Source organism: Alteromonas sp. ABE4_545, assembly GCF_056161325.1.
In genome coordinates this window covers 246,582-258,723 of record NZ_JBSWYY010000002.1, presented here as the reverse complement: position 1 = coordinate 258,723, position 12,142 = coordinate 246,582, and the positions used below count along the sequence as shown (strand labels likewise).

Below are 12,142 nucleotides of genomic sequence, written 5' to 3'. Positions count from 1 at the left end.
ACTGTTTGAACACTTTCACACAGTGGTACTTATTAGAAGTTACGTCTGACAGTGAGACCATAGGTTCTAGGCTTTGCGTAAGAGATTTGGGTGGTGCCGTAAAATCCCGTTACGTCGAATCCGATGAGCTCATGGTCAGAATCAAAAACGTTGTCGACATAGGCTGCAATACTCCACTTGTCCTCACCGTCATCCCAGGTTAAACGGGCATCGGCAGTGGCGTAACTATCAATTTCATGGGCAGTAAAATTACGCGCATTGTGAAAGGTTTCTGATTGATAGTTTGCTGATACTTGCCCTGCCATATTGCCCTCGAAGGCATCCCAGTTATATCTGAGCATGGCCGATGCCTGATACTCGGGTGTAAAGGGCGGCGTGGTATCTGCAAAATAACCTGACGCCACTTCCAAATCTTCAACCACAGCATCGGTATAAGACACATTCACCATCACATCCAGGTTGTCACTTGGCGTAAGAAATAACTCGAGTTCTAGCCCAGTGAATGTTGCCTTTTCATTCGAAACCACACCCGAGTTATTGACCCAAGAAAACGATTGATAATCATTGTAATCGTAATAGAAAATACTGGCGTTAAACACCCCGCTTCCTTCCATCAAGCTGTGTTTGATACCGGCTTCATAGGCGGTTAATTCTTCTGGTTTATATTGACTAAGCCCGCCGCCGAGAGGGGCATTAAAGCTACCTGCTTTTACACCGCGACTCACACCTGCGTAGTACAAACTGTCACCCACACTGTATTCGAGCTGCAACTTGGCTGACCACAAGTTTTGGTCGTTGTCTTCGATCAGAGTTTCTGAAGGCGTGGTGCTGGTATCAATTTCTATCACTCGGTCATTGGTGTTTTTATTCAAATACACATTACCCACAAAGTCTTTATTTTCACGGGTGTAGCGCAGGCCGCCAACCAAGACTAAGTCATAGGTTAAGTTATAGTCGACCTGACCAAAGACAGAATAAGAGTCAGTTTTCAGTGAAACCAGTGTGTTGTTTTCTTCTCCGCCTAGGTAAAAGGTGGTGGGCGAGCCAGCTAACCCTTGGCTGTAATCTGTGTCGATAACAAGGTAATACACGCCTGTCACCCACTTTAACGTGTCGGTTTCACCGGCAAAGCGCAACTCTTGGCTAAATTGGTCAATGGTGCTGTTTGATTGGAAGATCAGTTCAGGTGACGCCGTTTGGTCTGAATCTAGCCCAATGGTGCGTTTAAACTGTTTGTAATCTGACATGGCGAAAAAATCAAAGCTATCAAAAGCGTATTCCAGCGTGGCTGCTAGCCCTTGCGACTTAATTTTATTTTGATCATCGAAAGCAAAATCTTTATTGACCAGTCGGCCTGAGCCGTCGGGGTCGAAGTTACCATTAAAATCGCCGCCTTGAACGGGGCGTAAAGGGTCGCCGTTAAAGTTGCCATCTACGCAAACGCCCGCTTGAATGGTGTCGCACCCCATAGGGTCGTCGGCGGCATAAATAACGTCGATGACGTTCCCTGCGGCGTCTTTGATCTCGGTGGTATTCACTACCTGATAAGGGCCTTCACTTTTGGTCGTGTCTGACCAGTTTCCGCTTAATAACAAAGAACCTTGGTTGCCAATATCAAACATCAACTGAGCGCGAAACGCTTTGGTGTCATCGTTATAGCCATCTTCACCACCGCCTACTGAACCTAAGCGAGTGTCAGGCGCTGCGCCATCTTCATAGATGTTTTTGAGAATTTCACCTTGCTGATTGGTAAAGCCGGAAAAGCGCCCGTAAACGCCGTCTGAGATTTCGCCTGAAATCGCACCTTCAAATCGATACTGTTCAAATCGCGCCACGGTTAACTCTGCAAAACCTTCGGTTTCTTCAGTCGGTTTTGCTGTTACGGTATTGACCAATCCACCAGTTGCGTTGCGTCCGAACAAGGTGCCTTGAGGGCCTTTTAATATTTCGATGCGAGCAACGTCGAATAGGCCAAATGTTTGCGCTTGGGTGCTTGCTAAATAGCGGCCGTCGACGTACACCGCGACCGGTGCTTCTGCCAGATCAGCATAATCGTTTTGTACTACACCTCGAATATTGAAAATAGCTCGTTGACCACCAATATCACCGGCCAAAGATACACCCGGTGTGAATGCAATCAGTTCTGTGCTGCTTTCAATGCCCAATGCTTCTAGCTGATCGCCAGAAAAAGCGGTGACAGCAATTCCCACATCACTGATGTTCTCGTTACGCTTTTGCGCTGTAACTTCAATACTTTCCCATACATTTTCCGCTGCATTGGCAACGGGAGCCGATAGCGCCAAAGTGACTGACAGAGCCAGCAGGCACTTGCGTGTTTCCAAAGTTTGCATGTTTTACTCTCATTATTAATTTTTTAATTAGCCGTACGGCCATCTCGTCCTGATTTTTAAGAGTAACGCTATCGACGTGAACTGCTTATCGAAGGCCACCGAAGTGCAAGCCAAAGGCTGAGCAGTAGAACACTGCTAAAGCTTACTGATTTAAATAATTATTGAACTTGTCATGTTGTAATCTTTAAAAGAGCAATGATTTTTGTAGTGCTGGATACCAGTAGAGTGCTAGTACCTGCGCCAAATATTGAGCATAAAATAGACCATTATTAAAATGTCTATGTATTTCAGTTGTTTGTCGTGATTTTATTTTGAAATTGGACCGCACGGTTCATTTTTGGGTGCGTATTTTTGTACTTTTGAATCGTTGTGGTGCAAAGAGGGAGGTAACAGCGTGATCCTATTGTGATTTAGGTGGAATACCGCTTTAACCTAAAGCGGCACCGTTTTTTACGGGTTGGTCGGGGCTGACTAACACAACACGGCGTGCGTCGTCGTAAAATCCTGTTACCAGACATTCAGACATGAAAGGACCAATTTGCTTTTTAGGGAAATTGACCACGGCTAGGATTTGCTTACCGAGTAGGTCATCTTTGGAATACAAATCGGTAATTTGGGCGCTTGATTTTCGCATACCTATTTCCTCACCAAAGTCGATGACGAGTTTGTAGGCGGGGTTTCTGGCTTCAGGAAAATCATCGACTTGCACGATGGTTCCTGCACGTAGCGCAACTTTTTCAAACTCTTTCCACGTAATCTCTTGCATGTTACTTCCTTGCTATTGTTGATTTAACATGAAGCGGGTGTTGTATATGAAATTAGCACCCTTTGCAGTATGGATACTGCGGAAGTCTTTATATACAGGTATCCCGCAGGCCGATAGGACGCTCGTGGCGTCGATTCACTAACGAAAAGAGTACTAGAAATCTGCTGTAGTTTTTATGCAGATCCGACACTGTTTTGGCCTGCTTCGGCATACTTGGCGCGTTTAGAAAACTGCTTAGGCGTACACCCAAAGTGCTCTCTAAATCGTCGTGTAAAGGCCGAAACATCGTTATACCCCACGTCAAAAGCTACATGGGTTACAGGCCTGTCGGTATAGGACAGCAAAGCTTTGGCCTTCTGCATTCTCAGTTCGATCACGTATTGGCCTACACGTTTGCCGGTACTGGCTTTAAAACGTTTTTTGAATTGGGTTTCACCCAAACAGGCAAGGGATGCAAGGTGGTTAATCGACAAGGGCGCACTGACATCTTGGTGAATGTGCTGGAGCGCCGTAGCAATTTTATCTTCCGACCCGCCAATTTGAGTGTGATAGGTGAGTTGCAAGAGAAAAAGTGGCACCATCGCCCGAATCACTGCTTCGTCAGAGTGGTGTGTAAGCTGGGCTTCTATGTAGTGAAGAAACGCCATAAATGGCGTATCCACACTGAATTTTGGGCTAGGTAACGACAGTAAGTTACTCGGTAAAGTGGTGAGGTCGGCTACGACAAAACGCGCTTTTTCGTCGGCGCGAAATGTGTGTTTTACACCCGTTTTAATCACAATTCCTTCGCTTACGCCCACTTTCCCCGCAAAGTCGCCAACAGTAATATCGATAAAGCCGTTCAACGGTATCACCAACTGATGGTGATCATGGCTGTGTTGATCGTATTGTCGTGTGTAAGAGCGAATTGAAAGGGCCGACGTCATAGTAGTATTGAACAAGCTTCCGGTCATTCAAACTAACGCGTAAAGTGGCCGCGAGCAAGTGATACGCGCTGCAAGCCACTAGAGTACTTCTAAAAACCTCTGCTGCTGTCGCGTTACCCAATAGGCATTATTGAATGTGAAGTGTACCTTGCATCATTACCCAGTGTCCCGGTGCTGCGCAGAAAAACACGTACTCTTTGCCGGCAGTAAAAACGTCAGTGTTGAAAGTAATTGATGTACTTTCCCCACCGCCGATTACTTTAGACGCGGCAATAACACGAGGGTCATCAGGTTGCACGTAGCGATTGGCAATACCCGCTTTAAAGCTGTCGGCCACTAGCCCATCGAGGTGTTGTTTTTCGGCAATAACAACATTGTGCCCCATGGTGGATATAGGCAGTTTTCCGGTATGTGTCAGCGTTAAGGTAACAGTGCTGCACGTTGTGGCAATGTTCAATGTTTTGGTGGAATATTGCATGCGGTCATTTGCTTCTAGTTGCATGTTACAGTCTTCTGCCGCGCTCACATTCAATGCCGCTAGGGTAACTAAGACACCTACAAACCAAGTCATTATTTTCATTCACCTTCTCCGTTATGTTTCGTTAGATTCAACTGATGGGGGTATTAAAGCCTTGGAAGGCGATGCGGCCAATCGAGTAAAACCAATCGCAGCAATCGTTTAATGCGATAGTGGGGCTTGACCTTTCTATTCACAGGGTACGATAAGCGGTCGAAGTCTTACGTTGTGGTGTTTGGTCAGTTGGAAGGTAAGTTGCTAGTATAAAATTTCTCGCAATTTGGAATGCAATCCACTCATGAAAATAACAAAAATACTCAGCAGTTTGGTGATGCTAGGCGTGTGCGTAAGCCCACTCACCTCAATCGCCGCACAACAAGCAACAACCAGCACACAAGCCGTTCAGCCGCAGTTATGGCCAGGTACAAAGTACAACAGCGCTATTCCAACTTTTTATTCTGTACTCGGGTACAACGTGGGTGAGCGCATTACGACCCATGCCGATATGCTGCGTTACTTCGACGCACTTCAACAAGCCGCTCCTGATCGAATTAAGGTATTCGAATATGGGCGCACATGGGAAGGTCGAAAACTGATTTATGCGGCGATTGGTAAGCCAGACAATGTTGCCGACCTAGAAGGGTTTGCCAGCAAGATGCAAAAGCTCGCTGACCCACGGGTGACAGATCGTGATACCGCCAAGAATATCATTAAAACTTTACCCGGCTCGGTGTGGTTGGAGCATGGTGTACACGGTAACGAAATCAGTAGCACCGATGCTGCAATGATGACAGCGTATCACTTGTTGGCAGCGAAAAACGACCCAGTGGCGAGTAAAATTCTTTCCAATACTTTGGTGTTTATCGACCCACTGCAAAACCCAGATGGGCGCACGCGATTTACCAATAACTATTACTCGGCGGTGGGCTATGTACACAGTGGTGACCGTTTGAGCGTGGAGCAAAACGAGCCTTGGCCTCGTGGTCGAAGCAACCACTATTTGTTTGATATGAACCGCGATTGGTTGGCGATCACCCAGCCGGAAACCGCTGGACGTATTAAAGCCTTGAACCATTATAAACCTACTGTTGTCATCGATTTACACGAGATGGGCGGCGATTCCAGTTACTTCTTTGTGCCAGCAGCACAACCTATCAACCCCTTTATGAATGAAGGGCAATTAGCCAACAATGTGCTAATTGGGAAAAATAATGCCAAGTACTTCGACGAGTTTGGTTTTTCTTATTTTACGCGTGAAGTTTACGATGCGTTTTACCCTGGCTACGGTGACAGCTGGCCTACCTTCTATGGCGCGTCAGCGGCTACGTATGAAGTTGCGTCTACTCGCGGAGAAAAATACATTACGCGAACAGGCGAAGAAATCCCTTACATTTCGCCGGTTCATAAGCACTTTGTTGCATCTATGGCCACGGCTGAGGCGGTATCAGATAATCGCGAGAAAATTCTGAGTGACTTCTATCAGTATCAAGTGGATGCAATTAAAGCGGGGAAAGACGACGATGAACGTACCTTTATAATCCCTGCTACTCGTGACAAAGCGGGGAGTCATAAGCTTGCAGCGCTCATGGCGCAACACGGTGTTGAAGTAACTCAAGCCACCGCCGCGTTTAAAGCCTGTGGCAACCGTTATCAAGCGGGAGCTTATATTATCGACACGGCCCAGCCGCGAGGACGTTTTGTTAAAACCACATTCACCCAACAAGTGGATATGGCCGACGATTTTATTAAAGAACAAGAGCGTCGCCGTGCGCGCAAACTCAATGACCAGATTTACGACGTGACAGCTTGGTCTTTGCCTTTGTTATTCAACGTAGACACCGACGCTTGTGACCGTGCCGTCGACGTGGCAAGTGTGGCCGTTCAGGCCGACAGCACATTAACCGGTGAAGTGATTAACCCAGACGCGAAAGTGGCTTATATCGTGCCATGGGGCGATATGGCAGCAGGCCAGTTTCTCACTGCCGCGTTACAAGCGGGTGTGTCGCTGAAAAGTGCTGACGAAGCCTTTGTAATGGGTGATAAACAGCGTTTTGCTGCTGGCTCGTTGGTGATTGAAGTAAAAGCGAATGACAAAAATATTGCTGAAACCGTTGCGCAGATTGCTAATGAAACAGGCGCAAAAGTTATTGGTGTGGACAGCAGTTGGGTGATTGAAGGGCCAAGTTTTGGTAGCTATAGCACGGTACCTATGGTGGCACCTAAAATCGCCATGGCTTGGGATTCACCCACGTCATCATTAAGCGCTGGTAGCACGCGATACGTGATTGAGCGAGAGTTTAATTATCCTGTAACGGCAATGCGCTCAGCACAAATTGCCCGAGGTGATTTACGTCAATATCAGGTATTGATTCTTCCTGCAGGTTATTACGGCGGTGACCTTGGTCAGCGCGGAGCCGACAACATCAAACAATGGGTTGAGCAAGGCGGGGTGTTAATTACGCTGGCGAATGCTACCAAGTTTGCGTCGGAAACAGGTTTGTTAGATGTACAGCGCGAGCAAGCGCTGAAAGACGACCAAGGGCAAGAAGACAAGGTTGAAAATGGCATGGTGGCTGGCAAGCTTATTGAAGATAAAGCAGGCTTTATTGCGGCAATTGAAAACCATTTAGACAGCCCTGATTACGTTGCCGGTGTTTTAGCTAACGTTGAGGTTGACCAAGAGCATTGGTTAACGGCAGGGGTAAATCCAGAAGTGGTGTCTTTGGTGGTGGGTAGTGATATTTACACGCCAATGAAACTGGCTTCTGGCAAGAACGTGGCATGGTTTGCAGGTAAAGATAAAACCTTAGCCAGTGGTTATTTGTGGAAGGAAAACCAAACTCAAATGCCGTATAAACCATTCTTACTTTATCAGCCAACAGGGCGAGGTATGGTCATTGGCTATACACAAGACCCAACCAGTCGCGCCTATCTGGATGGTTTGAACGTGATGTTCATGAACACTATCTTTAGAGCAGCGGCACACGCGAACCCGGTAAGATAAACCTGATACTTTGCGCCGCCAGTGCAATGCTGGCGGCGATTTAGTCTTTACTATTTTTCCCGTCACTTAACCTAGGTTAATTCTTTTATCTCCAGAGGCGACTACTATGGCCCACATAGTGTTTTTAGAGATGAAAAATCATGATGACGAAGTGGTCTTCTGTTGTATTAGCGGTGTTGTGGGCGTGGTTAATGGCATCGTCGTTTGTGGTGTCGGCAATGATTACGCCCTACGCTTCGCCTATCGCGACGACAGGGCTGCGTTTTGGCTTGTCTTTGCTATTGATGACGCCTTTTTATCTCTTGGCCAAAAAACAGGGGCCAGCGGTGACTCATGGGTTGTTCCCAAGCCGAAAAGTGGCCGTTCAATATGCGATTATCAGTGGCGCTTTGGTGGCTTTTTTCATTGGTTTATTCACTGCATTGCAAACGACAACGTCGTTGAATACATCAGTGATCTACACCCTAGTGCCGTTAATCGGTGCAGTGCTGGCTTTGATTGCAGGTGTTAAAACGCGTAAGCGACAGTGGCTGGGTTATCTGTTGGGGTCTGGCGGAGCTATAACTGTGCTACTCTTTACACGCAGCGGCACCCTCACGTGGCACACGGGTGATGCAATCTATCTTGGGGCCTGTGTTTTGCTGGCTTTTCATGTGGTGGCAATACAGCTTTGGGCGGCTAAAGTCCCAGCTTTTATTGGCGCTTACCGCATTCTGTTCTTCGGAACCCTGTGGCTAATACCCGCAACAGTCTTGTGGGGCGAGCTGTCTTTGGTGCAATGGCATGCGCCCGCGTTTTGGGGGCTGCTTGGTTATTTGAGTTTGTTTACTACCTTGTTGTCATTTGTGATCCAACAGAGGATCGTTAGCGAGTCTGGCGCTTCTCGTTTGCTTGCTTTCAGCTATACCATTCCGATTTGGGTGGCAGGTTATGTGGCGATTGAACAGATGGCTTGGCAAGTCTTGTCTGTTGGCTTTGTCGTTGGCACACTATTGGTATTAACGGCGCTTGTGATGATCGATGCGAGTGCTACGCCAAAAAGAGTGTCTCAGCATGGAACAGCAACTGCTTAAAGCAGAACTCACCGCTTTTTTCGACCGTTATCAGGCCGGAATTGATTGGTCGCGATTGGATGTGCCGTTCGATAAGCGGGTATTGGCAAAAGGCGACTGTGTATTTCGACAAGGCCAGCCAGCTAATCGTTTGTGCTTTTTGAACCGCGGCTTAGTGCGTTATTTCAGTGTGTCGGAGAAAGGCAAAGAATACACACAAACTCTGATTAAAGGCCCGCGAATGATTGGTTCTACCCGCGCGATGACGCAAAATGAACCCGCGCCGTTTACCATTGAAGCCCTTGAGCCATGTGAAGTGGTTACATGTGCATGGGCGCCGTTTTATCGCACCATGTGTCAGGATCTTGCGTTTATGCATGCATACGCACGCTTCCTCGAATCGATTTTTATCAATAAAGAATTAAAAGAGAGCAGTATGGCGACGCATACTGCAACTCGGCGTTATGTTGATTTTTGCGAAGCCTACCCTGAGTTGCGTGACACCTTACCCAAGCAACAAATTGCTGCTTACATTGGTATCACGCCGGTAGCGTTAAGCCGAATTCGAGCACAGCTTAAATTAGGCAATTAGGCCTGTTTTTCTTCTTCTCGTAGTGTCAGTACTTCCACACCCTCTGCGGTGACCAAAACCGTATGCTCCCATTGCGCCGATAATTTTTTATCGCGGGTAATCGCGGTCCAGCCATCGCGTTTGATTTTGGTTCGCGCTGAACCTTGATTGATCATTGGTTCAATGGTGAAGGTCATGCCTTCCCGAAGTACATCGCCTTGGCCTTTGCGTCCTGTGTGTAATACTTCAGGTGCTTCATGCATTTCCTGGCCTATGCCGTGCCCACAAAAATCTCGCACAACAGAAAACCCATTTTTTTCAGCATGAGCCTGAATCGCATAGCCCACATCACCCAGTGTAGCGCCGGGTTTCACTTGTTTGATACCCGCCCACATGGCTTCATAGGTGACATCAACCAACTTTTTGGCTATTGGGCTAACCGAGCCAATCATGTACATTTTGCTTGAATCTGAGATGTAGCCGTTTTTCTCTAGCGTGATATCTACGTTGATAATGTCGCCGTTTTTAAGCTTACGCGCTTCCGACGGCATACCGTGGCAAACGACTTCGTTAATCGATGTATTCAGGGCATACGGGTAACCATACTGCCCTTTGCTGGCAGGACGAGAAGCCAGATCTTGCGTGATATAGGCTTCTACAAAATCATTGATGCGCATAGTAGTAATACCCGGTTCAATGATGGCGTCTAATGCGGCAAATACTTGTGCGAGTAGTTGTCCTGCGTGGCGCATAGCTTGTTGGGCTTCTACCGATTTGATCACGACTTCAGTCATTAAATGCTACCTAAAAGAGGGCTGTTTGTTGCCCGAAAAAAATTGTTACAAAGCCAAACTGTAAAAATAGAGTTTGAGGTCCATAATACATTAACAGTAATGGCGACCTTTTATCACATTGTTGCTCAATTGATGAGTCATAAAAGGCCGCTGTGAGGATATCTACGATTAAATAGCGGGGTAATGGTCGTGCGAGTTTGGATGATTGTACTAGCACTTGTCATAGCACTTGCGTGTTATCTGATAGGTTTTGAAAAGGGCATCATGGCCGCTTTGGTTGTCGGCGCGCTCAGCGAAACCGTATTTTGGCTGGGTATTATGGGCCGAAGCCGCGCTCAACGTATTAAAGCTCGTGATGAGCGTAAGCAACAGCTAATGCAGTAATTTTTGTATAATGATTCAACGGTTACGTGCTGTTTATTATATTTTTACAGCGCGTACCTTGCGCTGTTTCAACCCCTCCCGTATTTTTTAATGCACCTTGTTGAACCGCTCGGGTGCATTGCCCACCGCGCTTGCGAATTTCGGACCTTGTATGGAATTTCTTTCCGCTGGAGAGTTGTCTACTAGTCTCATTGTGCTGTTAATTGTGACGGCAGGGCTGACGTCGATGATGACCGCTGCACTGGGCATTGGCGGTGGAATGCTTTTGTTGGTTGTCATGGCCTCTGTGTTGCCAATTGCAGCGTTAATACCGGTACATGGTTTGGTGCAATTGGGTTCTAATGGCAATCGGGCATTGATGACATCTAAACATATCGATGGCCAAATGTTTAAGCTATTCGCCTTAGGTACGTTATTAGGGGCCATTATCGCGTCGCTGGTTGTGGTGCAATTGCCTCTGACATTCATTCAAATTTCTATTGGTGCGTTCTTGCTGTACATGTTGTGGGGACCAAAGCCCAAAGCGAAAGAAATGTCACCTAAGGGCACATTTATGGCGGGAGCTTTTACCACATTCGTGTCTATGTTTGTCGGCGCGACAGGCCCGTTGGTTGCCACATTTGTGCATCGTAACAACTATTCAAAAATGACGTTGACGGCCACATTTGCGGCGTGCATGACCTTTCAGCATGGCCTGAAAGCCGTGGTGTTCTGGGGCATTGGTTTTGCGTTTTGGGCATGGTTACCATTGATCATCGCCATGATCGCAAGTGGCGCACTAGGCACCTACATTGGGCTTAAAGTGCTCAAGCGCATCCCGTCTGAACGGTTCAAATCAGGTTTTAAAATCATACTAAGTTTGTTGGCCGCAAGGCTATTAATAGAAGGTGTTTGGCATTGGTTAGGTTAGCGGTTGTTTTATTGTGTGTTTATCTTTCTCCTGCATGGGCCAAAGTGGTTATTAACGGCAGTGAATTACGCTATACAGGGCAAATTACCGAGGCGCAAAATCAGCGTGCGTTTGATTTGTATAACAGTGCAACGACAAAACCCACAGCACTTTATATTTCAAGCGGTGGTGGCCAAGTGATGGATGGCATGTCGCTGGGCGAGTTTGTGCAAAAGCAGCACCTAGATGTAATTGTGGACAGGTTTTGCTTTTCGTCCTGTGCGAATTATGTACTCATTTCAGGGCAGCAGATTTTCGTTGGTGAAAAAGCTACTATCGGCTGGCACGGTAACGCGGCGTCTGCGTATTGGCGCGATAGTGATATTGACGCCATGGTGAGACATTTAACTGGCGATGAACGTGAGGCCGAGTGGCTCAAGCTAAGAACTTACTACGACAACTTGATTGAGCGAGCTGAGGCCCGAGAAAAGGACTTTTATGCCGCTTTGGGTGTCTCTCCTGATATTATGACTATTGGTTTGTCAAAAGCCTTGATCGCGGTTGCTAAACAGCAAAAGGCCCGGGGATGGACTTACTCAGTCAAGGCTTTGGCTAAACTTGGTGTAGATATAAAAATGATGAACGATACGCCTTGGGAGCCTCAATCTCCTGCTTCCTTCCCCTTACTTGTCATCGGTGATATTTAATTTAAATTGTACTTTTATCTCTTGATTTGGCGCTCGATAACATGTTTTTAACATGTTGAATTGTATGAAGTATTTCCTGTTTTGTCGCAAGCTTAGAAGCTTGCGATAGATCAATAAATACGATAATTCAACGTTAACATGAGATGAGTTGCTCCCTAGTTGTTCTAAATCTTGATCTGGC

11 protein-coding genes are annotated in these 12,142 nt (G+C 46.8%); 6 read left to right on the top strand and 5 right to left on the bottom strand.

The window, feature by feature from the left end; all coding sequences use genetic code 11:
* Nucleotides 1-32 precede the first annotated feature (32 nt).
* From ACXAH6_RS03590 to azu, 4 genes are all read right to left on the bottom strand, one after another.
* Entirely contained in the window at nucleotides 33-2,351 is a 2,319-nt protein-coding gene (locus ACXAH6_RS03590; protein ID WP_474875265.1) for a TonB-dependent receptor, read from the bottom strand.
* 427 nt (nucleotides 2,352-2,778) lie between these two features.
* On the bottom strand, nucleotides 2,779-3,117 hold the full coding sequence (locus ACXAH6_RS03585; protein WP_474875264.1) for a tRNA-binding protein: 339 nt from the start codon (nucleotides 3,115-3,117) through the stop codon (nucleotides 2,779-2,781).
* A 173-nt stretch (nucleotides 3,118-3,290) separates the two neighbouring features.
* Complete coding sequence (locus ACXAH6_RS03580) at nucleotides 3,291-4,058, bottom strand: helix-turn-helix transcriptional regulator (protein WP_474875263.1); 768 nt, start codon at nucleotides 4,056-4,058, stop codon at nucleotides 3,291-3,293.
* A 112-nt stretch (nucleotides 4,059-4,170) separates the two neighbouring features.
* Nucleotides 4,171-4,623: an azurin gene (azu, locus tag ACXAH6_RS03575; RefSeq protein WP_474875262.1), complete on the bottom strand. Its 453-nt coding sequence runs from the start codon at nucleotides 4,621-4,623 to the stop codon at nucleotides 4,171-4,173.
* A 235-nt stretch (nucleotides 4,624-4,858) separates the two neighbouring features.
* Between azu and ACXAH6_RS03570 the strand changes: the two genes are divergently transcribed.
* From ACXAH6_RS03570 to ACXAH6_RS03560, 3 genes are all read left to right on the top strand, one after another.
* Nucleotides 4,859-7,564 carry a M14 family metallopeptidase gene (locus ACXAH6_RS03570; RefSeq protein WP_474875261.1) on the top strand — a complete coding sequence of 902 codons (2,706 nt, stop codon included), beginning with the start codon at nucleotides 4,859-4,861 and terminating at the stop codon, nucleotides 7,562-7,564.
* Between the two features lie 140 nt (nucleotides 7,565-7,704).
* Entirely contained in the window at nucleotides 7,705-8,637 is a 933-nt protein-coding gene (locus tag ACXAH6_RS03565; protein WP_474875260.1) for a DMT family transporter, read from the top strand.
* On the top strand, nucleotides 8,618-9,208 hold the full coding sequence (locus ACXAH6_RS03560; protein ID WP_474875259.1) for a Crp/Fnr family transcriptional regulator: 591 nt from the start codon (nucleotides 8,618-8,620) through the stop codon (nucleotides 9,206-9,208). The genes ACXAH6_RS03565 and ACXAH6_RS03560 overlap by 20 nt, the downstream gene beginning before the upstream one ends.
* Here the strand turns inward: ACXAH6_RS03560 and map are convergent.
* Nucleotides 9,205-9,981 (bottom strand): type I methionyl aminopeptidase, encoded by a 777-nt coding sequence (gene map, locus ACXAH6_RS03555; RefSeq protein ID WP_474875258.1) that lies wholly within the window; start codon nucleotides 9,979-9,981, stop codon nucleotides 9,205-9,207. The two genes, ACXAH6_RS03560 and map, sit on opposite strands and share 4 nt — an antisense overlap.
* Before the next feature lie 201 nt (nucleotides 9,982-10,182).
* On the opposite strand from map, the gene ACXAH6_RS03550 reads away from it, so the two are divergent.
* The 3 genes from ACXAH6_RS03550 to ACXAH6_RS03540 all read left to right on the top strand — a co-directional run bounded on the left by ACXAH6_RS03550 (nucleotide 10,183) and on the right by ACXAH6_RS03540 (nucleotide 11,961).
* Complete coding sequence (locus tag ACXAH6_RS03550) at nucleotides 10,183-10,365, top strand: hypothetical protein (RefSeq protein WP_474875257.1); 183 nt, start codon at nucleotides 10,183-10,185, stop codon at nucleotides 10,363-10,365.
* Nucleotides 10,366-10,516: 151 nt separating this feature from the next.
* The gene (locus ACXAH6_RS03545; protein ID WP_474875256.1) at nucleotides 10,517-11,275 is read left to right on the top strand and encodes a sulfite exporter TauE/SafE family protein; all 759 of its coding nucleotides are present in this window, start codon (nucleotides 10,517-10,519) and stop codon (nucleotides 11,273-11,275) included.
* Complete coding sequence (locus ACXAH6_RS03540) at nucleotides 11,263-11,961, top strand: hypothetical protein (protein WP_474875255.1); 699 nt, start codon at nucleotides 11,263-11,265, stop codon at nucleotides 11,959-11,961. Before ACXAH6_RS03545 ends, ACXAH6_RS03540 begins: the two co-directional genes overlap by 13 nt.
* Nucleotides 11,962-12,142 lie beyond the last annotated feature (181 nt).